At 54.3% G+C, this 24,389-nt stretch carries 20 protein-coding genes and 4 tRNA genes; 21 read left to right on the top strand and 3 right to left on the bottom strand.

What is annotated here, in order from left to right; genetic code table 11:
- Window positions 1–88: 88 nt before the first annotated feature.
- The gene (gene narL, locus P2R09_RS19725; RefSeq protein WP_275772208.1) at window positions 89–757 is read right to left on the bottom strand and encodes a two-component system response regulator NarL; all 669 of its coding nucleotides are present in this window, start codon (window positions 755–757) and stop codon (window positions 89–91) included.
- 295 nt (window positions 758–1,052) lie between these two features.
- On the opposite strand from narL, the gene P2R09_RS19720 reads away from it, so the two are divergent.
- The 7 genes from P2R09_RS19720 (at window position 1,053) to P2R09_RS19690 (ending at window position 10,895) form a co-directional block, all read left to right on the top strand.
- Window positions 1,053–2,444, top strand: coding sequence for a NarK family nitrate/nitrite MFS transporter (locus tag P2R09_RS19720; protein ID WP_275772206.1), 1,392 nt, complete (start codon window positions 1,053–1,055; stop codon window positions 2,442–2,444).
- A 101-nt stretch (window positions 2,445–2,545) separates the two neighbouring features.
- Window positions 2,546–6,307, top strand: a complete 3,762-nt coding sequence (locus P2R09_RS19715; protein ID WP_275772204.1) for a nitrate reductase subunit alpha — start codon at window positions 2,546–2,548, stop codon at window positions 6,305–6,307.
- Complete coding sequence (gene narH / locus P2R09_RS19710) at window positions 6,304–7,848, top strand: nitrate reductase subunit beta (protein WP_275772202.1); 1,545 nt, start codon at window positions 6,304–6,306, stop codon at window positions 7,846–7,848. Before P2R09_RS19715 ends, narH begins: the two co-directional genes overlap by 4 nt.
- On the top strand, window positions 7,845–8,573 hold the full coding sequence (narJ, locus tag P2R09_RS19705) for a nitrate reductase molybdenum cofactor assembly chaperone (RefSeq protein ID WP_275772200.1): 729 nt from the start codon (window positions 7,845–7,847) through the stop codon (window positions 8,571–8,573). The genes narH and narJ overlap by 4 nt, the downstream gene beginning before the upstream one ends.
- Window positions 8,570–9,247, top strand: coding sequence for a respiratory nitrate reductase subunit gamma (gene narI, locus P2R09_RS19700; RefSeq protein WP_275772198.1), 678 nt, complete (start codon window positions 8,570–8,572; stop codon window positions 9,245–9,247). Before narJ ends, narI begins: the two co-directional genes overlap by 4 nt.
- A 149-nt stretch (window positions 9,248–9,396) precedes the next feature.
- Window positions 9,397–10,479, top strand: coding sequence for a lytic murein transglycosylase B (gene mltB, locus P2R09_RS19695; RefSeq protein WP_003849072.1), 1,083 nt, complete (start codon window positions 9,397–9,399; stop codon window positions 10,477–10,479).
- A gap of 80 nt (window positions 10,480–10,559) precedes the next feature.
- Complete coding sequence (locus tag P2R09_RS19690) at window positions 10,560–10,895, top strand: zinc ribbon domain-containing protein YjdM (RefSeq protein WP_003849071.1); 336 nt, start codon at window positions 10,560–10,562, stop codon at window positions 10,893–10,895.
- 33 nt (window positions 10,896–10,928) lie between these two features.
- Here the strand turns inward: P2R09_RS19690 and P2R09_RS19685 are convergent, their stop codons facing one another.
- Complete coding sequence (locus tag P2R09_RS19685) at window positions 10,929–11,816, bottom strand: dihydrodipicolinate synthase family protein (RefSeq protein ID WP_275772195.1); 888 nt, start codon at window positions 11,814–11,816, stop codon at window positions 10,929–10,931.
- 166 nt (window positions 11,817–11,982) lie between these two features.
- Between P2R09_RS19685 and tam the strand changes: the two genes are divergently transcribed.
- From tam to luxS, 14 genes are all read left to right on the top strand, one after another.
- Window positions 11,983–12,759 (top strand): trans-aconitate 2-methyltransferase, encoded by a 777-nt coding sequence (gene tam, locus P2R09_RS19680; RefSeq protein WP_275772817.1) that lies wholly within the window; start codon window positions 11,983–11,985, stop codon window positions 12,757–12,759.
- A gap of 105 nt (window positions 12,760–12,864) precedes the next feature.
- A complete protein-coding gene (pncC, locus tag P2R09_RS19675) occupies window positions 12,865–13,359 on the top strand; it encodes a nicotinamide-nucleotide amidase (protein WP_110411058.1) in 495 nt (164 codons plus the stop codon).
- Window positions 13,360–13,454: 95 nt separating this feature from the next.
- Complete coding sequence (gene recA / locus P2R09_RS19670; protein WP_003849064.1) at window positions 13,455–14,525, top strand: recombinase RecA; 1,071 nt, start codon at window positions 13,455–13,457, stop codon at window positions 14,523–14,525.
- 124 nt (window positions 14,526–14,649) lie between these two features.
- Window positions 14,650–15,168, top strand: coding sequence for a regulatory protein RecX (locus P2R09_RS19665; RefSeq protein WP_275772191.1), 519 nt, complete (start codon window positions 14,650–14,652; stop codon window positions 15,166–15,168).
- Window positions 15,169–15,301: 133 nt separating this feature from the next.
- Window positions 15,302–17,929 carry an alanine--tRNA ligase gene (alaS, locus tag P2R09_RS19660; protein WP_275772189.1) on the top strand — a complete coding sequence of 876 codons (2,628 nt, stop codon included), beginning with the start codon at window positions 15,302–15,304 and terminating at the stop codon, window positions 17,927–17,929.
- Window positions 17,930–18,178: 249 nt separating this feature from the next.
- Window positions 18,179–18,364 (top strand): carbon storage regulator CsrA, encoded by a 186-nt coding sequence (gene csrA / locus P2R09_RS19655; RefSeq protein ID WP_008927091.1) that lies wholly within the window; start codon window positions 18,179–18,181, stop codon window positions 18,362–18,364.
- 282 nt (window positions 18,365–18,646) lie between these two features.
- Window positions 18,647–18,739 (top strand) — tRNA-Ser (locus P2R09_RS19650).
- 8 nt (window positions 18,740–18,747) lie between these two features.
- Window positions 18,748–18,824: transfer RNA gene (locus P2R09_RS19645), tRNA-Arg, on the top strand.
- An 84-nt stretch (window positions 18,825–18,908) separates the two neighbouring features.
- Window positions 18,909–18,985: transfer RNA gene (locus P2R09_RS19640), tRNA-Arg, on the top strand.
- A 71-nt stretch (window positions 18,986–19,056) separates the two neighbouring features.
- Window positions 19,057–19,133 (top strand) — tRNA-Arg (locus tag P2R09_RS19635).
- Between the two features lie 595 nt (window positions 19,134–19,728).
- The gene (yqaB, locus tag P2R09_RS19630) at window positions 19,729–20,295 is read left to right on the top strand and encodes a fructose-1-phosphate/6-phosphogluconate phosphatase (RefSeq protein WP_275772185.1); all 567 of its coding nucleotides are present in this window, start codon (window positions 19,729–19,731) and stop codon (window positions 20,293–20,295) included.
- On the top strand, window positions 20,292–20,720 hold the full coding sequence (locus tag P2R09_RS19625; protein WP_275772183.1) for a YqaA family protein: 429 nt from the start codon (window positions 20,292–20,294) through the stop codon (window positions 20,718–20,720). Before yqaB ends, P2R09_RS19625 begins: the two co-directional genes overlap by 4 nt.
- 31 nt (window positions 20,721–20,751) lie before the next feature.
- Window positions 20,752–22,359, top strand: coding sequence for a glutamate--cysteine ligase (gene gshA, locus P2R09_RS19620; protein WP_003849050.1), 1,608 nt, complete (start codon window positions 20,752–20,754; stop codon window positions 22,357–22,359).
- Between the two features lie 153 nt (window positions 22,360–22,512).
- Window positions 22,513–23,028, top strand: a complete 516-nt coding sequence (gene luxS / locus P2R09_RS19615; RefSeq protein WP_003849049.1) for an S-ribosylhomocysteine lyase — start codon at window positions 22,513–22,515, stop codon at window positions 23,026–23,028.
- A 61-nt stretch (window positions 23,029–23,089) separates the two neighbouring features.
- Here the strand turns inward: luxS and P2R09_RS19610 are convergent, their stop codons facing one another.
- The gene (locus tag P2R09_RS19610; protein WP_275772181.1) at window positions 23,090–24,376 is read right to left on the bottom strand and encodes an HlyC/CorC family transporter; all 1,287 of its coding nucleotides are present in this window, start codon (window positions 24,374–24,376) and stop codon (window positions 23,090–23,092) included.
- Between the last annotated feature and the right edge of the window lie 13 nt (window positions 24,377–24,389).

The raw sequence follows: 24,389 nt of genomic DNA, 5'->3' as shown, positions 1-24,389 counted from the left end.
TGATGTGGGGCTGCGAGACAGCTCGCGGTTTCTGCGACAGCTTTCGGCGGGCAGGGCGGCAACACGCCGCATCAGGGCGTGTTGCAGATCAGTGCAGCCCGTTTTGCAGCGCCCAGACGGCGGCTTCAAGTCGCGACTTAAGGTTCATTTTCTTCAGCAGGTATTTGACGTGGACCTTGACCGTACTTTCACTGATGTCCAGTTTGCGGGCGATGGCTTTGTTGGTCATGCCGTCGCTGATCAGTTGCAGGATCTCGCGTTCGCGCCGGGTCAGCTGATTAATGTCGCGTGTCTGACCAGGCTGCGCTTCGCGTAATCGGGCGACCAGAATCGGCGTCAACGCTTCGCTCAGCACGATCTGTCCGGCAGCCGCCTGATGCAGCGCTTTCAACAAGGCTTCCGGTTCCATGTCTTTCAGCAGATATCCATCAGCGCCGCGTTTCAGCGCGCTGATCACATCCTCTTCATTATCTGAAACGCTAAATACCACTACCCGGCCAGAGAGGGCGATTTCACGCAGCTGGGTCAGCGTATCCAGTCCGTTCAGGCCTGGCATATTGAGATCAAGCAGGATCAGATCGGGATCGTGCAGCTGTGCCAGCGCCAGGCCATCAATGCCATTACCCGCTTCGGCAACGACCTGCAGTCGCTCATCCAGCGCAATCAGCTGCTTCAGTCCGCTACGCAGCATGGGATGGTCATCGATCAATAAAAGCGTAAATTTCCCGTCCGTCACTATGGCTCCTGTTGCTGTCATCTGCGTCAGCCCCAGCAGGCGACAATGCCTATCTTAACGGGGAAGCCCGGTCGCTATATACCCCTTATGGACTACTCCTTTATTTCCATTCAGACACCCTTTTGCTGACGGCGCTTGCGGCTGCCATTAAACCGCATGATTTATAAGGATTATAAGCAGCCAGCTAACTACTTAACCGGGATGGTCAGGGATTACCCCACTTTTATAACCTGCATTACCGTTGATTTGTATCAAGCAAGCCGCCAGGCCGGATACGCAGGATATGCACAATTATTATTCTGCTGATGAGAAATTTATGACCCAATCCGCTCCTTTGCAAACTCCGATGCGCGGCGCATTAATTCAGGACTGGCAGCCGGAAAACGAGGCGTTCTGGCAGGCGTGCGGTAAGCGTATCGCCAGCCGTAACCTGTGGATTTCTGTTTTCTGCCTGTTGCAGGGTTTCTGTGTCTGGATGTTGTTCAGCACCGTCGCGGTTAACCTCAATAAAGTGGGCTTTAATTTCAGCACCGAACAGCTCTTTTTACTGACCGCACTGCCGTCGGTCTCCGGCGCCTTGCTGCGTGTTCCTTACTCTTTTGTTATTCCCATCTTTGGCGGACGCCGCTGGACAGCCTTCAGCACTGGCATCCTGATCATTCCCTGTCTGTGGCTTGGTTTTGCTGTACAGGACAGCCAGACTTCATTCACCACTTTTATGGTGATTGCTCTGCTGTGCGGTTTTGGCGGTGCTAACTTCGCTTCAAGCATGGGCAACATCAGCTTCTTCTTCCCCAAAGCCCGTCAGGGCGGCGCGCTGGGCATCAACGGCGGTCTGGGTAATCTGGGCGTCAGCGTGATGCAGTTTGTTGCACCGCTGGTCATCTCCTGCGCCATTTTTGGTTTTGCGGATACAGGCCATACTACCGTCACCGGCGACAGCATATGGCTGGAAAATGCGGCCTGGATATGGGTGCCGTTTCTGGCGATTGGCACGCTGGCGGCCTGGTTTGGCATGAACGACCTGGCAGCGGCGAAATCCTCGCTGCGTGAACAGTTGCCGGTGCTGAAACGTCCACACCTGTGGGTTATGGCATTGCTCTATCTGGCGACCTTCGGTTCATTTATCGGTTTCTCGGCCGGTTTTGCCATGCTGGCGAAGACGCAATTCCCTGATGTTGTGATCATGCATTACGCCTTTTTCGGCCCGCTGATTGGCGCGCTGGCCCGTTCAGCAGGTGGCATCATCTCTGACCGTCTCGGCGGCACCCGCGTCACGCTGGTCAACTACATCCTGATGGCGCTGTTTACCGCGCTGCTGTTCCTGACGCTGCCAGATGCCGGACAGGCGGGTTCGTTTATCGCCTTCTTCGCCGTGTTTATGGGCCTGTTCCTGACCGCGGGTCTGGGCAGTGGTTCCACCTACCAGATGATCGCCGTGCTCTTCCGTAATCTCACGCTGGACCGTATCAAAACGGAGGGCGGCGACGATGCACTGGCACAGCGCGAAGCGGCAACAGAAACGTCGGCGGCGCTCGGCTTTATCTCCGCGATTGGTGCGCTGGGCGGTTTCTTTATTCCCCAGACCTTTGGCCTGTCGCTCGCCATGACCGGTTCACCCGCAGGCGCGATGAAAATCTTCCTGGTCTTTTACCTCTGCTGCATCGCGGTGACCTGGGTGGTTTACGGACGAAAAGCACGCACCTGATAACAACTAAGCCGGTGTGACGCATCGGCAAAATTTTACTTTCTGTGTCGCGACAGATGCAGGGTCAGCAATGTCATACCAGGCCTTCAGGAGTATTCCGGATGAGCAAGTTTCTTGATCGATTTCGTTATTTTAAACAGCTGGCAGAGCCCTTTTCGGGTCAGCATGGACAGACGTTAAACAGCAACCGCGACTGGGAGGATGGCTACCGCAGCCGCTGGCAGCACGATAAAATCGTGCGCTCTACCCACGGTGTTAACTGTACCGGCTCATGCAGCTGGAAAATCTATGTGAAAAACGGTCTGGTCACCTGGGAAACCCAGCAGACCGACTATCCGCGCACCCGTCCCGATCTGCCCAACCATGAGCCGCGCGGTTGTCCACGCGGTGCCAGCTACTCCTGGTATCTCTACAGCGCTAATCGCCTGAAATATCCGCTGATGCGCAAGAAGCTGATTCAGTTGTGGCGCGACGCGAAAGCGCAGCACAGCGATCCGGTGGAGGCCTGGGCATCCATCATTAGCAATCCGGAAAAAGCAAAAAGCTATAAGCAGGCGCGTGGCCGCGGGGGCTTTGTCCGTTCCAGCTGGCAGGAAGTCAATGAGATGATCGCCGCCGCGAACATCTGCACCGCGAAAACGTACGGCCCTGACCGCATTGTCGGATTCTCGCCGATTCCGGCGATGTCGATGGTCTCTTATGCGGCAGGCGCACGTTACCTGTCGCTGATTGGTGGTACCTGCCTGAGCTTTTACGACTGGTATTGTGACCTGCCGCCAGCGTCGCCGATGACCTGGGGCGAGCAGACCGACGTGCCGGAATCGGCTGACTGGTACAACTCCTCTTACATCATCGCCTGGGGCTCTAACGTGCCGCAGACCCGTACCCCGGACGCCCACTTCTTCACTGAAGTCCGCTACAAAGGGACGAAAATCGTGGCGATCACCCCGGACTACGCTGAAGTCGCGAAGCTGTGCGATCAGTGGCTGAGTCCGAAGCAGGGCACCGACAGCGCGATGGCGCTGGCAATGGGCCATGTGATGCTGAAAGAGTTTCATCTTGATCGCGAGGTTGGCTATTTCCGCGACTACGTGCGCCGTTATACCGATATGCCGATGCTGGTCATGCTGGAACCACGCGAGGGCGGCTATTTCGCGGCAGGCCGTCAGCTGCGCGCCAGCGATCTGGTGGATGGTCTGGGTCAGGAAAATAACCCGGAATGGAAAACCGTGGCGCTGGATCAGGCGACCGGTGAACTGGTTGCGCCGCAGGGCTCTATTGGTTTCCGCTGGGGCGAAAAAGGCAAATGGAACCTGGAGCAGCGCGACGGCCTGTCACAAAAAGAAGTGGAGCTGCAGCTTAGTCTGCTCGGCAGCCACGATGAGGTGGTTGAGGTCGGTTTCCCTTATTTTGGCGGCATCACCAGCGAGCATTTCAACAGCGTCGCACTGGATGAGATCCTGCTGCACAAACTGCCAGTGAAACGCCTGCAGCTGGCCGATGGCAGCGAAGCGCTGGTCACCAGCGTTTACGACCTGACCCTGGCAAACTATGGTCTGGAGCGCGGTCTGGGTGATGCCAACTGCGCGCAAAACTACGATGAGATCAAGGCCTATAGCCCGGCCTGGGCGGAGCAGATTACGGGCGTCTCCCGTCAGAACATCATACGCATTGCCCGTGAGTTTGCCGAAAACGCTGAGAAAACCCGTGGCCGTTCAATGATCATCGTCGGTGCCGGTATGAACCACTGGTATCACATGGACATGAACTATCGTGGCCTGATGAACATGCTGATTTTCTGCGGCTGTGTAGGGCAGAGCGGGGGTGGCTGGGCGCACTATGTCGGCCAGGAAAAACTCCGTCCGCAGACCGGCTGGGCCCCGCTGGCCTTTGGACTTGACTGGCAGCGTCCGCCACGTCAGATGAACAGCACCTCCTTCTTCTATAACCACTCCAGTCAGTGGCGCTATGAAACCCTGGCCACCAGCGAACTGCTGTCACCGCTGGCGGACAAAAGCCGCTACAGCGGCAGCCTGATCGACCTTAACGTACGGTCCGAACGTATGGGCTGGCTGCCGTCCGCACCTCAGCTTAACGTCAACCCGCTGCACATCGCGGCGCAGGCGAAAGCCGCCGGTCAGTCAACGCTGGATTATACCGTGGAGAGCCTGAAGCAGGGCACCATGCGGTTCGCCGCTGAACAGCCGGACGATCCGCAGAACTTCCCGCGCAACCTGTTTGTCTGGCGTTCCAATCTGCTTGGCTCGTCCGGTAAAGGGCATGAGTACATGCTGAAATACCTGCTGGGTACCGAAAACGGTATTCAGGGCAAAGATTTGGGCCAGCAGGGTCGCGTTAAGCCCGAAGAAGTGGAATGGCTGGACCAGGGCGCCGAAGGCAAACTGGATCTGGTGGTCACACTCGACTTCCGCATGTCGAGCACCTGTCTCTATTCCGACGTGGTGTTGCCTACCGCCACCTGGTATGAAAAAGACGATATGAATACCTCGGATATGCATCCGTTTATTCATCCGCTTTCGGCTGCTGTCGATCCTGCCTGGGATTCAAAAAGCGACTGGGAGATCTATAAAGGCATTGCCAAAGCTTTCTCCGATCTCTGCCCTGGCCATTTAGGCGTTGAAACTGACGTGGTTACGCTGCCGGTATTGCATGATTCGCCAGCCGAACTGGCGCAGCCGTTTGAGGCAAAAGAGTGGAAAAAAGGGGAGTGCGACCTGATTCCAGGCAAAACCGCGCCACATATTATGGTGGTCGAGCGCGACTATCCGGCGACCTGGGCGCGCTTTACCTCGCTGGGACCGTTGCTGGATAGCCTGGGTAACGGCGGCAAAGGCATCAGCTGGAACACCAGCAAAGAGGTCGATTTCCTCAGGCAGCTGAACTACGTCAAAGCGGATGGCCCGGCGGCGGGACGGCCGAATATCGACACGGCGATCGATGCAGCAGAAGTGATCCTGGCGCTGGCACCGGAAACCAATGGTCAGGTGGCGGTGAAAGCCTGGCAGGCGCTGGGCGCTATTACGGGTCGTGACCACACGCATCTGGCACTCAACAAAGAAGACGAGAAAATCCGCTTCCGCGATATCCAGGCGCAGCCGCGCAAAATTATCTCCAGTCCGACCTGGTCAGGTCTTGAAGATGAACACGTTTCTTACAACGCCTGCTACACCAACGTTCATGAGCTGATCCCGTGGCGCACCCTGAGTGGCCGTCAGCAGCTTTATCAGGATCATGAGTGGATGCGCGCCTTCGGGGAAAGCCTGATGGTCTATCGTCCGCCCATTGATACCCGCGCGGCGAAGCCGTTGCTGAACAGCAAGCCCAACGGTAATCCGGAGAAGGCGCTGAACTTCCTGACGCCACACCAGAAGTGGGGCATTCACTCAACCTACAGCGACAACCTGCTGATGCTGACGCTGTCACGTGGCGGACCCATCGTCTGGATGAGTGAAGATGACGCCCGCGAGCTGGGCATTGTGGATAACGACTGGATCGAGGCGTTCAACGCCAACGGCGCGCTGACTGCGCGTGCGGTCGTGAGCCAGCGCATCCCGGCCGGTATGACCATGATGTATCACGCCCAGGAGCGCATCGTGAATATCCCCGGCTCGGAGATCACCAGCCAGCGCGGCGGTATTCATAACTCGGTGACGCGAACCTGCCCGAAACCGACCCATATGATCGGCGGCTATGCGCAGCTCTCCTGGGGCTTTAACTACTACGGCACTGTCGGCTCCAACCGCGATGAATTCGTGGTGGTGAGAAAAATGAACAACGTTAACTGGTTAGATGGGGAAGGCAACGATGCCTGCCAGGGCAGCCAGCAGGAGGTAAAACCATGAAAATTCGTTCACAGGTCGGCATGGTGCTGAACCTCGACAAATGTATCGGCTGCCACACCTGTTCGGTGACCTGTAAAAATGTCTGGACCAGCCGCGAGGGCATGGAATACGCCTGGTTCAACAACGTCGAAAGTAAACCTGGCGTCGGCTATCCGCACGCCTGGGAAGATCAGCAGAAGTGGAAGGGTGGCTGGATCCGTAAGATCAACGGCAAGCTGGAACCGCGTATGGGCAGTCGCGTCGGCCTGCTGTCGAAGATCTTCGCCAACCCGGATGTGCCGGCGCTGGATGATTATTACGAGCCGTTCGATTTCGATTATCAGCATCTGCACACTGCGCCGGCCGGTAAACATCAGCCGATCGCACGTCCGCGCTCGCTGATCACCGGTCAGCGGATGAAAAAGATCGAAAACGGCCCGAACTGGGAAGAGATCCTCGGCGGCGAGTTTGCCAAACGCGCACAGGATAAGAACTTCGATAACATCCAGAAGGAGATTTACGGCCAGTTTGAACACACCTTCATGATGTACCTGCCACGCCTGTGTGAGCACTGCCTTAATCCAGCATGTGTGGCGACCTGTCCCAGCGGCGCGATCTACAAGCGCGGCGAAGATGGCATCGTGCTGATCGACCAGGATAAATGTCGCGGCTGGCGCATGTGCCTGACCGGCTGTCCGTACAAGAAGATCTACTTCAACTGGAAAAGCGGCAAATCAGAAAAATGTATTTTCTGTTATCCACGTATCGAAGCGGGTCAGCCCACCGTCTGCTCAGAAACCTGTGTTGGCCGTATTCGCTACCTCGGCGTGCTGCTCTATGACGCTGACCGCATTGAAGAGGCTGCCGCCGCAGAAAACGAGAAAGATCTCTATCAGAGCCAGCTGGATATCTTCCTTGATCCTAACGATCCCGTGGTGATTGCGCAGGCGCTGAAAGATGGCCTCGCGCAGAGCGTGATCGACGCAGCACAGCGATCCCCGGTTTATAAAATGGCGATGGAGTGGAAGCTGGCGCTGCCGCTTCATCCTGAATACCGCACGCTGCCGATGGTCTGGTATGTGCCGCCGTTGTCACCGATTCAGTCGGTGGTGGATGGTGGGGCGCTGGCGCACACCGGCGTGCTGCCTGATGTGGAAAGCCTGCGCATTCCGGTTGAGTACCTGGCGAACCTGCTGACCGCGGGTGACACCGCACCGGTGTTGCTGGCGCTGAAACGCATGCTGGCGATGCGCCATTACAAGCGCGCAGAAAGTGTGGACGGTGAGCATGATATCCGGGCGCTGGAGCAGGTCGGTCTGACCGAAGCGCAGGCGCAGGAGATGTACCGCTATCTGGCGATCGCAAACTATGAAGATCGCTTTGTGGTGCCCTCCAGCCACCGCGAACTGGCGCGTGAAGCCTTCCCGGAAAGCAAAGGCTGCGGTTTTAGCTTTGGCGATGGCTGCCACGGCAGTGACACCAAATTCAATCTGTTCAACAGCCGGCGTATTGATGCCATCGATGTCAGCAAAAAAACCAGCCGTCCCGAGGAGGCCTCATGATGACGCTGCGTGTTCTGTCACGCCTGCTGGACTACCCGGACGAGGCGTTGTTTACGCACTATCCCGACCTGATTGCGGCACTGGAAGAGGCCAGTGAACTTAACCTGCAGCAGAGCGCACGGCTGGTGCGCTTTATCCATGAGTTCTGCGCCCGGCCAATACTGGATGTGCAGGCTGATTACTGCGAGCTGTTTGATCGCGGCCGCGCCACCTCGCTGCTGCTGTTTGAACATGTACACGGAGAATCCCGCGATCGCGGTCAGGCGATGGTCGATCTGCTTGAACAGTACCGGGCCGACGGTCTGGAGCTGGACAGCAAAGAGTTGCCCGATTATCTGCCGCTCTACCTGGAATATCTCGCCTGTAAAAGCGATGAAGCCGCGCGTCAGGGGCTGGATGACATCGTGCCGATCCTGGCTTTGCTGGCTGCGCGGCTGGAAGCGCGTCAGAGTCCTTATGCTGACCTTTTCAGGGTGTTACTGACGCTATCCGGTAGCGCGGTCGATCCTGCGGCCCTCAAGCCCCAGGTGGCGCAGGAAGCGCGGGACGATACCCCGACAGCACTGGATGCGGTCTGGGAAGAGGAGCAGATTAAATTTCTCGGCGAACAGGGTTGCGCCTCGGCGCAGCAGGCGATGCATCAGCGTCGCTTCGCCGATGCGGTTGCGCCGCAGTATCTGGATATTGCCGCGGCGACGGCGCGCAGCACGGGAGAATCAGCATGAATTTTATTAACACTTTTTTCTTCGATATTTACCCCTATCTCGCCGGAACGGTCTTCCTGATGGGGAGCTGGCTGCGCTATGACTATGGGCAGTACAGCTGGCGGGCCGGCTCCAGTCAGATGCTGGACAAAAAAGGAATGCGTCTTGCCTCTAACCTGTTCCATATCGGCATCATCGGTATTTTCTTCGGCCATATTGTCGGGATGCTGACGCCGCACTGGATGTATGAATCGTTCCTGCCAATCGACGTGAAGCAGAAGCTGGCGATGATAGCCGGAGGCCTGTTTGGTGCATTGACGCTGGCGGGTGGCGCGCTGCTGCTGAAGCGCCGTCTGACCAATCCTCGGGTGCGGGCCACCAGTAGCGTCGGCGACATTCTGATCCTGACACTGCTGGTGGCTCAGGCCACGCTGGGCCTGCTGACCATTCCGTTCTCCGCTCAGCATATGGACGGCAGTGAGATGATGAAGCTGGTGGGCTGGACTCAGGCAGTGGTGACCTTCCACGGTGGCGCGTCGCAGCATCTGGAAGGCGTGGCGTTTATCTACCGCGTGCACATGGTGCTGGGCATGACGCTGTTCCTGCTGTTCCCGTTCTGCCGACTGGTGCATATCTGGAGCGCGCCGGTTGAGTATCTGACCCGTCGTTATCAGCTGGTGAGAAACCGCCGCTAAACGCTCAGGGCTGCGGGTGAGACACCGCCCCGCAGCCCTGTTTGAACCACTGCGGCGTTGACGTTTTTTTAAGATTCCGGACTGTATGTCACTGCGCTGAACGACTACTATTACCGCATCTGAATTTACCCCTCGTTTATGGATAACCGATGCGTCTCAAGTTAGCCCTCCTTGCGTTCATCCCGCTTCTGGCCTCCTGCAGCAGCAAACCTGAAGTTCCGTCCCAGCAGAAGATGCTGGCTGCACCACAGGGCGGTTTTTTACTGCAGCCGTCCCACAGCGGACAGGCGATGTTCGGCGACTTCGCCGGTAATCCGGCAGCAGAGCAATTTATTGATAAGATGGTGGAGAAGCATGACTTTGATCGTGAGCAGCTGCACAACATCATCGGTCAGGCTAAGCGACTGGATTATGTGCTGCGGCTGATGGATCGTCAGGCGCCGAGCTACACGCCTGCGCCGGGACCTAACGGCGCCTGGATCCGCTACCGTAACAAGTTTATTACGCCCGATAACGTACAAAACGGTGTGGCGTTCTGGAACCAGTATCAGGATGCGCTGCAACGTGCGCAGCAGGTCTATGGCGTGCCGCCAGAAATTATTGTCGGCATCATTGGCGTGGAAACCCGCTGGGGTCGCGTAATGGGGAAAACGCGGATCCTGGATGCGCTTGCAACCTTATCGTTTAACTATCCGCGCCGCGCCGAGTACTTCAGCAGCGAGCTGGAAACCTTCCTTCTGATGTCGCGTAAAGAGCAGGATGACCCGCTGGCGCTCAAAGGCTCCTTCGCCGGGGCAATGGGCTATGGCCAGTTTATGCCGTCGTCTTACAATGATTATGCGGTTGACTTCAACGGCGACGGTCACGCAAACCTGTGGGATCCGGAGGATGCTATCGGCAGCGTGGCGCACTACTTCCAGAAGCACGGCTGGCGCAGCGGCGAAAATGTGGCGGTTCCGGCCAGCGGTCAGGCACCGATGCTGGAAGATGGCTTCAAAACCCGTTACAGCGTGAGCATGCTGGCGGCGTCAGGCCTGTCACCACAGGGATCGCTGGACGGAAACGATCAGGTCAGTCTGCTGCGCCTCGACTTAGGCACCAGCTACCAGTACTGGTACGGCTTACCGAATTTCTATGTCATTACCCGCTACAACCACAGCACCCATTATGCGATGGCGGTGTGGCAGCTGGGTGAGGCGGTGAGCAAGGCACGGCAGGGTGGCCTGTTATAAAGGCTATCCTTGTTAACTGTAAGGTTATATGATGACGCCCTTTTTCAGGCCACACAGCCACTGATATCTCTGGAGTCGTTATGTCTTTACCTGCCTGCCCAGCTTGTCACGCCGATTACACCTGGCAAGATGGCGATAACCTCAACTGCCCCTCCTGCGGTCATATCTGGACCGAAGGAGAGGGGGACAGCAGCAACGGATCGCTGGAAGTGCGTGATGCCAATGGCAATCTGCTGGCAGATGGCGACAGCGTCACGGTGATTAAAGATCTCAAGGTGAAGGGCAGCTCCTCATCGCTGAAGATTGGCACCAAAGTGAAAAGCATCCGTCTGGTGGAAGGGGATCACAACATCGATTGTAAAATTGACGGTTTTGGTCAGATGAAATTGAAATCTGAGTTCGTGAAAAAGAACTGAGATCCGGGGCGCAGGGATGCGCCCGTTATTCTATTAGCTGAAAAGCCGATCGATCGCGGCACACTGTTCCGCATTCAGCGCACCACCGTAGTTGCGTGAGGCGCTGTTCATTGAGTCATAACGACGTGCTACGGCCGTCTTAATCGTTGTCACAAAATCATCGCCAATACTGTAAATTGCCATCAGCCTGCCGATCTGCTGCTGCAGACGCGTCAGCTCAGACAGATTGCCATTTCGCCACGCGGCCATCATCTGCGCAAAGTACTCTGGCACAAGATTATTCAGACCTGAAATCACCCCGGCGCCGCCCGCCAGCAGATTGGGAAGCAGATATTCGTCATAGCCTGACAACACGGCGAAATCACTGCGCACTTTGCTGGTCTCCTCAATCATCGCCCGGTTATGCGACAGGCAATCCACCGTATCTTTGATACCCATAAAGTTAGGTAACTTTGCTGCCAGCGCGGCAATCAGCGCCGGCGTCAAATCACAGCCGGTGCGTGCCGGAAAATTATAGGCAAACCATTTTCCCCCAAGCTGCGCGTCAAGTGCCTCGAAGTAGTGCATCAGCTGCTGTTGCGTCTGGCCGTAATAGTAGGGCGGCAGCACCATCACTGCGTCAAAGTTATTTTTCCAGGCGGCTTCAGTCAGTTCCAGCATGTCAGGGATACAGGTCGCCGAGACATTCGCCACCATTTTTAGGGGTGACAACGGCCTGGCTTCCCTGATCAGCTGTAAACGCTCCTGCTGTGTCAGTGAGGCGAATTCACCAATGCTGCCCATCACCAACAAGGTATCCAGACCGGAATCATTGAGGCGGGCAAAATGTCGTCCGAGCGCGTCGATATCGAGTTCACCCTGCGCATTGAACGGGGTGACGCTAGGGCACCAGACGCCGGCAAAAGCCGATTTTTCACTCATAGCGAACTCCTGGATGAGGCGTTAAAAAATGAAACGGTGTTTTAACTTAATTATTGCAGTCCGTCTCTGCCAGCACATGATTCAAAAGTGAGCAACGTGTCGCACTTTTTCGTCTTTCATCCGTCTCAGTAAGCGGATGCATCTGATAACTGAGCGAGAGGTCATGATGAAAGAGTGGGATCCTGTGCTGTATCGTAAATTTGAAGCGGAACGAACCCGTCCAGCCCGCGAATTGCTGGCGCGCATTAGCCTGGAACAGGTTGAGCAGGTAACCGATCTGGGATGCGGGCCCGGCAACAGTACCGAGCTGCTCGCCGATACCTGGCCGCTGGCGCAGGTCACCGGACTCGACAGTTCAGCGGCGATGTTATCTCAGGCCAGCGAACGCCTGCCGCACTGCCGTTTTGTTCAGGCAGACATTCGCAGCTGGCAGGCAGAGGCGCCGCAGCAGGTTATTTATGCCAACGCTTCTCTGCAATGGCTCGACAACCACACCCTGCTGTTTCCTCATCTTGTCAGCCAGCTGGCGATCGGAGGCGTGCTGGCTATCCAGATGCCTGATAACCTCAATGAGCCCTCGCATCAACTGATGCGTGAGGTGGCGGCAATGGATCGCTGGCGTTCACGTATCAATGCCAGTGCAGTTGAACGTACAGAGCTGCTTTCCACAGGCGAGTACTACAATCTGCTGGTGCAGGCCGGTTGTGAGGTGGATATCTGGCGTACCACCTACTATCACGTAATGGCCGATGCGCAGGCGATTATCAGCTGGCTGCAGGCGACGGGCTTACGGCCTTTCCTGGCGACGCTGGATGCGTCTGAACAGACGACTTTTCTGTCTGATTATCATCAGCGTCTGCTTACCGCCTATCCGGCTCAGGCCGATGGTCAGGTTCTGCTCGCCTTCCCGCGTCTTTTCATGGTTGCGATGAAAAAAGAGTAAGTACGATGGAAAGCCGGTCGCAAAAACAGTGCAATGGGGATAAGCGTCCTTGAAAAAGCAGATTTTCTGCACCACCTTCAACCCACAGCCCAGGGAGAAATGGCAATGGATGATCAGCAGTTGCAGGCGCTTAGTGCGCAGATAGGTGAGAAGCTGAAGCAACGCAATGCCACCGTAACCTGTGCGGAATCCTGCACGGGGGGATGGATTGCTAAAGTCTTTACCGATATCAGCGGCAGTTCCGCCTGGTTCGAACGCGGTTTTGTGACCTACAGCAATGAAGCAAAACAACAGATGGTGGATGTGCAGGCTGACTCGCTGGCGCAGTATGGCGCGGTCAGTGAAGCGGTGGTGCGCGAGATGGCGCAGGGAGCCCGCAAGGCGGCCCATGCTGACTACGCGATCTCTGTCAGCGGTATTGCGGGCCCGGATGGCGGCAATGAAGAAAAACCGGTGGGTACGGTGTGGTTCGGCTTTGCCGGTCCCCAGGGCAACGTGTTGGCGTTGAAGCAACATTTTAACGGCGATCGTGAGGCCGTTCGCCGCCAGTCGGTGGCATGGGCCTTACAGACGCTGTATGGCGAATTTCTGACAAATTAAACTTGATACTGTATGACTATACAGTATAATTACTGGCAACAGAAAGAGTACAGGCACCCTGAGTGCGTGTTTACCCGGCTTGATTAGGAGTTGAAATGGCGATTGATGAAAACAAACAGAAGGCTTTAGCTGCCGCGCTTGGCCAGATTGAGAAACAATTTGGTAAAGGCTCCATCATGCGCTTGGGTGAAGACCGCTCAATGGATGTGGAAACCATCTCTACTGGTTCGCTGTCGCTGGATATTGCATTAGGCGCAGGCGGTCTGCCAATGGGTCGTATCGTTGAGATCTACGGACCGGAGTCTTCTGGTAAAACCACGCTGACCCTGCAGGTTATCGCGTCTGCGCAGCGTAAAGGCAAAACCTGTGCCTTTATCGATGCTGAGCATGCGCTCGATCCGGTTTACGCCAAGAAACTGGGCGTAGACATTGAGAACCTGCTCTGTTCTCAGCCCGATACGGGTGAGCAGGCGCTGGAAATCTGTGATGCGCTGGCGCGCTCTGGTGCGGTTGATGTCATCATCGTCGACTCCGTTGCCGCTCTGACGCCTAAAGCAGAAATTGAAGGCGAAATCGGTGACTCACACATGGGCCTCGCGGCACGTATGATGAGCCAGGCCATGCGTAAGCTGGCCGGTAACCTGAAGCAGTCTAATACCCTGCTGATCTTCATCAACCAGATCCGTATGAAAATTGGTGTGATGTTTGGTAACCCGGAAACCACCACCGGTGGTAACGCGCTGAAGTTCTACGCTTCTGTCCGCCTTGATATCCGTCGTATCGGCGCAATCAAAGAGGGCGACAACGTGGTCGGCAGTGAGACCCGCGTTAAAGTGGTGAAAAACAAAATCGCCGCGCCATTCAAACAGGCTGAGTTCCAGATCATGTATGGCGAAGGTATCAATACCTTTGGTGAGCTGGTCGACCTGGGCGTGAAGCACAAGCTGATTGAAAAAGCGGGTGCGTGGTACAGCTATAACGGCGACAAGATTGGTCAGGGCAAATCGAATGCCGGCAACTTCCTGAAAGAGAATGCTGCTGTGGCAAACGAAATTGATCTGAAGTTGCGTGAGATGTTGCTCAACGGCGCGGATGAAAAACTCGCAGCAGCTGACAAGGCTGCCGAGAAAGAAAACGCAGCAAGTGAAGCGAACGAAGACTTCTAATCACTGATGCGGGAGGGGCGAAAGCCTCTCCCATCGTTGTTTCCCCCCGCCATTACTCTTCTTGCCTTCCCTCTGTCCTGTTCTGTCGCCATAATCTCACTCCTGTTTGTACAAGGTGCGCAGTATGACTGAACCCTCTCAGCCCCAACCTTATGTCGTCTCCTATTCCCGTCTGCTGGACCGTGCGATGCGTATTCTTAGCCAGCGCGATCACAGCCGTGCAGAATTAGCCCGTAAGCTGCAACAGTCAGCGCAGCGTGCCGCATGGGCACAGAAAAAAGAGCCTGAAATTGTTACCGAAGCGCTGCTTGAACAGGTACTGGATTGGTGCCAGGAGAGCGGCTGGCTCAATGACGAACGTTTTACCGAGCGTTTTATTCAGAGCCGAAGCCGCAAAGGTTTTGGGTCGCAACGTGTGCGCCTCGAACTGGCCCAGAAAGGCATTGACCGTGAATCCATTGATCTTGCGATGGAAGAGACGGAAGTCGACTGGGCGGTGTGCGCGGCTCAGCTGGCGGAACGAAAATTCGGACACCCATTGCCCACAGAGTGGAAAGAGAAAGCGAAAGTACTACGCTATCTGCAGTCAAAGGGCTTTATGACCGAAGATATCCAATCCGTTTTCAGAAATTTTGATGACTAAAAGCCGATGTAATTTTACTTCCCACTGAAGAAAATTTATCTTATTCCCACTTTTTGTTCCGCTAATCAGGCACCACGAAAATGTGGTCGCGCCGATCAGAGGGAACGTTCGTTAGCGTGATTCCAGGACATATATGAGCAAGAGCACTGCTGAGATCCGTCAAGCGTTTCTCGACTTTTTTCATAGCAAGGGACATGAGGTTGTAACCAGCAGCTCCCTCGTACCGAATAACGATCCAACCTTGTTGTTTACCAACGCCGGGATGAACCAGTTTAAAGATGTGTTCCTCGGGCAGGACAAACGTGATTACACACGTGCGACCACGTCACAGCGCTGCGTACGCGCAGGCGGTAAACACAACGATCTTGAAAATGTCGGTTACACCGCACGTCATCACACCTTCTTTGAAATGCTGGGTAACTTCAGCTTTGGTGACTACTTCAAGAGAGAGGCGATTGGTTTTGCCTGGGAACTGCTGACGAGCGAGCAGTGGTTCAGCCTGCCAAAAGAGCGTCTGTGGGTGACGGTCTATGAAACCGACGATGAAGCCTTTGATATCTGGGCGAATGAAATCGGTGTGCCGCGCGAGCGCATTATTCGCATCGGTGACAACAAGGGCAGCGCATACGCGTCTGATAACTTCTGGCAGATGGGCGATACCGGTCCTTGTGGTCCATGCAGCGAGATTTTCTACGATCACGGCGATCACATCTGGGGTGGCCCACCAGGCAGCCCGGAAGAAGATGGCGATCGTTACATTGAAATCTGGAACATTGTCTTTATGCAGTTCAACCGTCAGGCGGATGGCACCATGCTGCCGCTGCCAAAACCGTCGGTTGATACCGGAATGGGCCTTGAGCGTATTTCCGCCGTTCTGCAACATGTTAACTCCAACTATGAAATCGACCTGTTCCAGAAACTGATTCAGGCCGTTGCACAGGTTACCGGTGCAACTGACCTCAGCAACAAATCGCTGCGCGTTATTGCTGACCACATCCGCTCCTGTGCTTTCCTGATTGCCGATGGTGTGATCCCGTCGAATGAGAACCGTGGCTACGTGCTGCGTCGTATCATTCGCCGTGCCGTGCGTCATGGCAACATGCTGGGCGCCAAAGAAGCCTTCTTCTATAAGCTGGTTGCACCACTGATTGAGGTCATGGGCGCGGCAGGCGAAGAGTTGCAGCGTCAGCAGGCTCAGGTTGAGCAGGTGCTGAAAAGCGAAGAAGACCAGTTTGCCAGAACGCTGGAGCGCGGACTGGCGCTGCTGGATGAAGAGCTGGAAAAACTGCAGGGCGATACGCTGGATGGCGAAATCGTCTTCCGTCTTTACGATACCTTTGGCTTCCCGGCTGACTTAACGGCTGACGTCTGCCGCGAACGTAATCTTAAAATCGACGAAGCGGGCTTTGAGCAGGCGATGGAGCAGCAGCGTCAGCGCGCCCGTGAAGCGAGTGGTTTCGGCGCTGACTACAGCAATGTTATTCGCATTGATGCCGCCTCATCATTCAAGGGTTACGACCAGCTCGATTTAGCCGCCACGGTAAAGGCGCTCTATGTTGCGGGCGAGGCGGTGGACGAAGTGACCGCAGGTCAGGATGCCGTGGTCGTGCTGGATGAAACACCATTCTATGGCGAATCAGGTGGTCAGGTAGGCGATACCGGTCTGCTGAAAGGGAAGAATGCTGAATTTAGCGTCCAGGATACACAAAAATATGGTCAGGCAATCGGTCATGTCGGTAAGCTGACCGCAGGGCAGTTGCGTATCGGTGATCGTCTTGAGGCGCAGGTTGATGCAGCACGTCGTGCGCGCATCCGTCTGAACCACTCTGCTACCCACTTATTGCATGCCGCATTGCGTCAGGTTTTAGGTGAACATGTGGCGCAGAAAGGCTCGCTGGTTAACGACAAATACCTGCGTTTTGACTTCTCGCATTTCGAAGCGATGAAACCTCAGGAGATTCGTCAGGTCGAAGATATCGTCAATGCGCAGATTCGTCGCAACCTGCCGGTTGAAACGGAAGTAATGGATCTGGATGCGGCGAAGTCTAAAGGTGCAATGGCACTGTTTGGCGAGAAATATGATCAGCGCGTGCGCGTTCTGACCATGGGTGATTTCTCAGTCGAACTGTGTGGTGGTACTCACGCTGCACGCACCGGTGATATCGGCCTGTTCCGTATTCAGGCTGAGTCAGGTACGGCAGCAGGTATCCGTCGTATCGAAGCTATTACGGGTGAAGGCGCGCTGGCACAGGTTAATGCGCAAAGCAGTCAGTTGCAGGATCTTGCGCAACTGGTTAAAGCGAACAGCAGCAACCTGAACGAGAAAGTGCGTGGTCTCGTTGACCATGTGCGGGCTCTGGAGAAAGAGTTGCAGCAACTGCGGGACCAGCAAGCTGCCCAGGAGAGCGCTTCACTGAGTAGCAATGCCATCGATGTTAAGGGCGTGAAACTGCTGGTCAGTGAGCTCAACAATGTCGAGCCTAAGATGTTGCGTACCATGGTTGATGACCTCAAGAATCAACTCGGGTCTGCGATTATCGTGCTGGCGACGGTTGCCGAAGGTAAGGTGTCGCTGATTGCCGGTGTGACCAAAGATCTGACTGACCGTGTTAAAGCGGGCGAGTTGATCGCCGGTCTGGCACAGCAGGTAGGCGGGAAGGGCGGTGGCCGTCCTGATATGGCACAAGCGGGTGGTACGGATGCTGAAGGGCTGAAAGGCGCTCTGGCAGGCGTTGAGAGCTGGGTTAACAGCCGCCTTTAATGACTTAGAACAAGGCATTGTAAAAAGCGTCAGAACTCTGGTTCCGGCGCTTTTTAATACGATGCTAAAGCAGCAAATGACAAAGTCAGGCTGATGTAGTGTATTTCGGCTAAACTAACTATCAGCAGAATGTATTGGCGCATCGATGTGCATTGGTGTATCTCTCATAGTCAATGTGCAGCGTTAAATGATGGATAATGCCGGGAGCCTGTACAAGCCCGACTCTTTTAATCTTTCAAGGAGCAAAGAATGCTTATTCTAACTCGTCGAGTTGGTGAAACCCTCATGATCGGTGATGAGGTAACTGTAACGGTGCTGGGTGTTAAAGGTAACCAGGTACGTATTGGGGTTAACGCACCGAAAGAAGTGTCTGTGCATCGCGAAGAGATCTATCAACGCATCCAGGCTGAAAAAACGCAACAAACCAGCGTTTAACGGATTCAGCGTCTCGCACCTGTGCGAGGCGCTACCGCTTTGTCTAAAAATCCTGTCTTTTCTTTTCTCCCGCTTTCTCCCTGTTTAGTTAACGTCATCCTCTTTCATTGTTGATAATTCACTCTTTTTGTCTTCATTTTGCCCCAATTGTGTGTGATTTGCTCAATCAAACAAAGTTTCGGAAAAATTGTTTGACTTAAAAGTCCGGGAAAGTAATATGTGCGCCACGCAGTGCCGATGAGCAGAAACAAGTTCAGACGCACGGTTCGAAAGAAAGCGTAAGGTGAGGTGGCCGAGAGGCTGAAGGCGCTCCCCTGCTAAGGGAGTATACGGTCAAAAGCTGTATCGAGGGTTCGAATCCCTCCCTCACCGCCATTTTCGATGCATCCATAGCTCAGCTGGATAGAGTACTCGGCTACGAACCGAGCGGTCGGAGGTTCGAATCCTCCTGGATGCACCATCGAAAATAAAGAATTAAAGCGAATTAGCAATTCCTTTCATGGTGAGTAGTTAGCACCCTGCGTTGTACAAGAATTAGATTTATGCATCCATAGCTCAGCTGGATAGAGTACTCGGCTACGAACCGAGCGGTCGGAGGTTCGAATCCTCCTGGATGCACCATTCTTTGTAACATCCTCAGGTTGGTTTCTGTTAGTCCATAAAAAGTTGTACCCCAAAAGATATACCCCAATGCATCCATAGCTCAGCTGGATAGAGTACTCGGCTACGAACCGAGCGGTCGGAGGTTCGAATCCTCCTGGATGCACCATCTTCTGCAATATGGATAGCGCCTCAGTGTGTCATGACGTGATAAGCGTTCCGGCCGCACTAAGGAGGATAACGTTGCATCAGCAACGGCCCGCAGGGCGAAGCGCAAGCTGAGTAATCCTCCTGGATGCACCATCTTCTTCAGTTTTAAAAAATCCCCTGGTTTATTGTGATGTAAAAATCGTTCACTACTTGCACCCAGAGATCAGCTTTTATCATCTCCGTAGAACGAAGTGCGAATTAAATCACTATTTAGAGCTTTCCCCTGCAGTTACCCTCTGGCTTTACCCACACTGTTTTCCTGGCTGATTTGCCCCATTGATTCATCATCCTGACTTAAGCGACACGTAACCCTTTTTTCTGCCTCAGAGATCGCCATTTTACTGCCCACGCCCGTACGCCACCGCTTGCGTGTCAGAGTAATGTTAAAAAATCGCTGAAAATTCGTACGGTTATCGCTGGCCGCGCACGATCACCTTTATCTGAAAACAAAAATTGCTAATGCTTTCAAAGCATTTGCTGTTCATCCACCCTGGCGACAACCTGTCCACATTAGGCTAAAGTAATGTCTCATTTGGTGAATGTCCGGAGTGACAATGTACGATCAATATGACGGCCTGATTTTTGATATGGACGGCACGATTCTTGATACTGAGCCGACACATCGAAAAGCGTGGCGTCAGGTGCTCCAGCGTTACGGATTAACGCTGGATGAAGCACGTATTATCGACTTTAATGGCGCACCCGCCTGGCGGCTTGCGCAATTCATCATTGAATCCAATCAGTCGTCACACGACCCTCATCTACTTGCTGCAGAAAAAACCGCTGCTGTGAAAGCGATGCTGCTGGAAAACGTTAAGCCGCTGCCTTTATTGGAGGTGGCGAAGGCGTATCACGGGCGTCGTCCTATGGCTGTGGGGACTGGAAGTGAACATAGCATGGCAGAGGCGTTACTGACGCAGCTTGGCGTGCGTGAGCTCTTTACGGCAGTCGTCGGCGCTGACGACGTACAGCGTCATAAACCTGAGCCTGAGACCTTCTTGCGCTGCGCTGAGTTGATGGGTGTGGCGCCGGCACGTTGTGTGGTGTTCGAAGATGCAGACTTTGGTATTCAGGCCGCTAAAGCGGCAGGCATGGCAGTGGTGGATGTTCGTTTACTGTGAGTGACGTACTTACCTATGCCTCGATGTTTGGCAGCAGTTTTCTGAGTGCGACGCTCCTGCCGGGAAGTTCTGAAGCATTACTGATAGCACTATTGATAGCAAAAAAGACATCAGTTTACGGGTTGCTTGTAGCCGCATCACTGGGAAACACCTTGGGCGGTTTAACCAACATTCTTATTGGTCGCCTGCTGCCGTTAAAACGTCAGGGGCGATGGCATGACACAGCAATGACGTGGTTGCACCGACTGGGACCAGCAGCACTTTTATTCAGCTGGCTACCGGTGATAGGTGATCTGCTCTGCGTTCTCGCGGGCTGGTTACGTTTCGCCTGGCTGCCAGCGCTACTGTTTCTCGCTGTCGGTAAAACACTGCGTTATATCGTTATCGCGACTGCCACATTACAGGGTATGCAATGGTGGCATTGATTCGCACAGATTCGGGGCTACGGTTAACATTATGCTGAACAAAAATAAATTATTATCACAGCGGGGGGGTAATGTGATCCCGGACGTATCTAAAGCGCTATCCTGGCTGGAAGCGCATCCCAATGCCCTTAAAGGGATTGGTCGTGGCATTGAGCGTGAAACGCTGCGTGTACAGGAAAATGGCGATCTGGCAAAAAGCGGCCACCCGGAATCTCTGGGCTCGGCGCTGAAACATGACTGGATCACCACTGATTTTGCCGAAACGTTACTGGAATTTATCACGCCAGTGGATCACAGCATTGATCATATGCTGGCGTTCCTGCGCGATATTCACCGTCACGTTGCCCGTGAACTGGGTGATGAACGCATGTGGCCATTCAGTATGCCGTGCGTCATTGACGATGCTGACAATATTGAGCTGGCGCAATATGGCACATCCAATATCGGTAAGATGAAGACCCTTTACCGCGAAGGTCTGAAAAACCGCTACGGCGCGTTAATGCAGACGATCTCTGGCATTCACTATAACTTCTCGCTGCCACTTTCTTTCTGGCAGGAGTGGGCTGACGTGAAAGATCAGGAAAGCGGAAAAGAGACTATCTCCGCAGGTTATCTGCGGTTGATTCGTAACTACTATCGCTTCGGCTGGGTGATACCTTATCTGTTTGGCGCATCACCGGCTATCAGCTCCAGTTTCCTGCAGGGTCGTGAGAGCGCGCTGCCATTTGAAACCAATGACAAAGATACGATGTGGCTGCCGTATGCCACCTCGCTGCGTCTGAGCGATTTAGGCTACACCAATAAATCGCAGAGCGCTCTGGGCATCACGTTTAACTCGCTGGAAGGCTATGTCACTGCGCTGAAAAAAGCGATCAAGACGCCGTCAGATGAGTATGCAGCAATGGGCACCAAAGATGCTGACGGTAACTGGCTTCAGCTCAACACTAACGTGCTGCAGATTGAGAACGAGCTCTATGCGCCCATCCGGCCTAAGCGTGTTACACGCTCGGGTGAAGCGCCTTCTGATGCGCTGCTGCGCGGTGGCATCGAATACATTGAAGTACGTTCACTGGATATCAATCCGTTCTCTGCCATCGGCGTCGATGAGAATCAGGTTCGCTTCCTCGATCTGTTCCTGATCTGGTGTACCCTGGCGGATGCACCGGAAATGAGTGCAGATGAGTTGCAATGCACCCGCAAAAACTGGAATCGGGTGGTGCTCGAAGGGCGTAAACCGGATCAGAAAATTGCGGTGGGTTGTGGAGAAGCGGAACATTCGCTGGTTGAAGTGGGCAAAACTTTGTTTGCCGACCTGCGCCGGGTTGCTGAAGTCTTAGACAGTCACAATCAGGACAGCACAGAATATCAGCAGGTTTGTGATCAACTGGTAGCATCCTTCGATGATCCTGAGCTAACCTACTCGGCGCGCATCCTTCAGGCAATGAAGGATAATGGTGTAACCGGCACCGGCGTGGCACTGGCTGAACAGTATCGCCATATGCTCTGTGAAGAACCGCTGGAAGTGCTGACAGAAGAAGATTTCACGCGTCAGGCGCAGGAATCTGTTGCTGCACAGCAGCAGCTGGAAGCAAATGATAAGCTGGATTTTGAAGCGTATCTGGCGAGCCGGGAAGGGTAGAAAAGAAAAAGGCCACATCAATGTGGCCAAATTAACATCTCTGTTGTCAGGGATGATGATGATAACAAATGCGCGTCTTTCATATATTCAGACGTTGGGCGAACAGAAAAGTTTCATCGTTTTAAAAAAAATTCTCAGAACAGGAGGTGACGTATGCCACTACTGGACAGTTTTACCGTTGATCATACCATCATGGGCGCACCGGCAGTCCGCGTTGCGAAAACCATGAAGACTCCGCATGGCGATACGATTACCGTTTTTGACCTGCGTTTTTGCCGTCCGAACATTGATATCCTCACTGAGCGTGGCATTCATACGCTGGAGCATCTCTTTGCCGGCTTCATGCGTGATCACCTGAATGGTGACGGTGTGGAAATCGTCGATATCTCGCCAATGGGCTGCCGCACCGGCTTCTACATGAGCCTGATTGGTACGCCAGACGAGCAGCGCGTTGCGAAAGCGTGGAAAGGGGCGATGGAAGATGTTCTGAAAGTGAAAGATCAGAACCAGATCCCTGAGCTGAATGAATATCAGTGTGGCAGCTACAAGCTGCACTCACTGGATGAAGCGCAGCAGATTGCCCGCAATGTGCTGGCGCATGAGATCGGCGTTAACCGTAATGACGATCTGAAACTGCCTGCTGAAAAGCTGAAAGAACTGCACATCTAGTCAGGACTTCTCTGCTAAAAAAAACGCCGCATCATGTTGATTGCGGCGTTTTTTTATGGCTTCAGGAACCGACCGATTTTTTCAGCGGCGTCTTCGGCGTGATGCGGACCTGTTTTATCATGTTGTCCTGCACGTCCAGAATATCGACGTTGTAGTAACCAATCTGAACACGTGTGGCAATAGAAGGGATCTCCTCCAGCGCTTCCAGCAACATGCCGTTGATGGTACGCGCTTCCTGCTCTGGCAGATGCCAGTTAAAGGCCTTATTGATTTCGCGCACGCTGGCACTGCCTTCAATCAGCACGGAGCCATCATTCTGCGGCATCACTTCTTCCGCCAGCGACGGTGACATGGAGGTGGTGAAGTCACCGACAATCTCTTCCAGAATGTCCTCGATCGTCACCAGCCCTTTAATGTCGCCATATTCATCCACCACCACGCCCGCTTTCTCTTTATTGCGCTGGAACTTCACCAGCTGGGTGTTCAGCGGTGTTCCTTCGGGGATATAGTAGATTTCATCGGCGGCGCGCAGCAGCGTCTCTTTAGTGAACTCTTTTTTCTCCGTCATCATGCGCCAGGCTTCACGCACGCGAAGCATGCCGACGCAGTCATCCAGTGAGTCTCTGAACAGCACAATGCGCCCATGTGGTGAATGGCTTAGCTGGCGCACGACTGACTTCCAGTCATCGTTGATGTTGATACCAACAATCTCATTACGCGGCACCATAATGTCGTCAACGCTGACTTTCTCCAGGTCGAGCACGGAGAGCAGCATGTCCTGGTTACGGCGTGACATCAGGCTACGCGACTCATAGACAATGGTGCGTAACTCCTCTTTGCTCAGCGCAGAGTTAATTGTACCGTCAGCGCGGATACCCGCCATTCTCATCAGCAGACGGGTAATAGTATTGAGCAGCCAGACCAGCGGGAGCATGATGTATTGCAGCGGGACCAGTAGCAGACTGCTGGGAAAGGCGACGCGCTCGGGATAGAGCGCTGCGACCGTTTTCGGCAGCACTTCAGCAAAGACCAGTACGACAAAGGTCAGGATACCGGTCGCGATCGCGACACCCTCATCACCGTGAATACGCATGCCAACGATGGTGGCGAGTGCAGAGGCGAGAATATTCACCAGGTTGTTGCCGATTAACACCAGACTGAGTAACCGGTCAGGACGACGCAGTAGTTTTTCAACCCGGCGTGCAGGACGACTCCCGTTTTTTGCCTGATGGCGCAACTTATAGCGGTTAAGCGTCATCATGCCGGTTTCCGACCCGGCAAACCAGGCGGAAACCAGTACCATGACGCAGAGAATAATAATCAGCGTGGTGGTTGAAACATTCTCCAACGCAAAACTTCCT

The organism is Pantoea sp. Cr_R13 (assembly GCF_029222565.1).
GTDB lineage: Bacteria > Pseudomonadota > Gammaproteobacteria > Enterobacterales > Enterobacteriaceae > Pantoea > Pantoea eucalypti.
This window is presented reverse-complemented; position numbering and strand designations above follow the sequence as displayed.

Bases quoted from the DNA above. Each gene is read 5' to 3' on its own strand.
- narL (WP_275772208.1), bottom strand. From the start codon at position 757: ATGACAGCAACAGGAGCCATAGTGACGGACGGGAAATTTACGCTTTTA.
- P2R09_RS19720 (WP_275772206.1), top strand. From the start codon at position 1,053: ATGACCCAATCCGCTCCTTTGCAAACTCCGATGCGCGGCGCATTAATT.
- P2R09_RS19715 (WP_275772204.1), top strand. From the start codon at position 2,546: ATGAGCAAGTTTCTTGATCGATTTCGTTATTTTAAACAGCTGGCAGAG.
- narH (WP_275772202.1), top strand. From the start codon at position 6,304: ATGAAAATTCGTTCACAGGTCGGCATGGTGCTGAACCTCGACAAATGT.
- narJ (WP_275772200.1), top strand. From the start codon at position 7,845: ATGATGACGCTGCGTGTTCTGTCACGCCTGCTGGACTACCCGGACGAG.
- narI (WP_275772198.1), top strand. From the start codon at position 8,570: ATGAATTTTATTAACACTTTTTTCTTCGATATTTACCCCTATCTCGCC.
- mltB (WP_003849072.1), top strand. From the start codon at position 9,397: ATGCGTCTCAAGTTAGCCCTCCTTGCGTTCATCCCGCTTCTGGCCTCC.
- P2R09_RS19690 (WP_003849071.1), top strand. From the start codon at position 10,560: ATGTCTTTACCTGCCTGCCCAGCTTGTCACGCCGATTACACCTGGCAA.
- P2R09_RS19685 (WP_275772195.1), bottom strand. From the start codon at position 11,816: ATGAGTGAAAAATCGGCTTTTGCCGGCGTCTGGTGCCCTAGCGTCACC.
- tam (WP_275772817.1), top strand. From the start codon at position 11,983: ATGAAAGAGTGGGATCCTGTGCTGTATCGTAAATTTGAAGCGGAACGA.
- pncC (WP_110411058.1), top strand. From the start codon at position 12,865: ATGGATGATCAGCAGTTGCAGGCGCTTAGTGCGCAGATAGGTGAGAAG.
- recA (WP_003849064.1), top strand. From the start codon at position 13,455: ATGGCGATTGATGAAAACAAACAGAAGGCTTTAGCTGCCGCGCTTGGC.
- P2R09_RS19665 (WP_275772191.1), top strand. From the start codon at position 14,650: ATGACTGAACCCTCTCAGCCCCAACCTTATGTCGTCTCCTATTCCCGT.
- alaS (WP_275772189.1), top strand. From the start codon at position 15,302: ATGAGCAAGAGCACTGCTGAGATCCGTCAAGCGTTTCTCGACTTTTTT.
- csrA (WP_008927091.1), top strand. From the start codon at position 18,179: ATGCTTATTCTAACTCGTCGAGTTGGTGAAACCCTCATGATCGGTGAT.
- yqaB (WP_275772185.1), top strand. From the start codon at position 19,729: ATGTACGATCAATATGACGGCCTGATTTTTGATATGGACGGCACGATT.
- gshA (WP_003849050.1), top strand. From the start codon at position 20,752: ATGCTGAACAAAAATAAATTATTATCACAGCGGGGGGGTAATGTGATC.
- luxS (WP_003849049.1), top strand. From the start codon at position 22,513: ATGCCACTACTGGACAGTTTTACCGTTGATCATACCATCATGGGCGCA.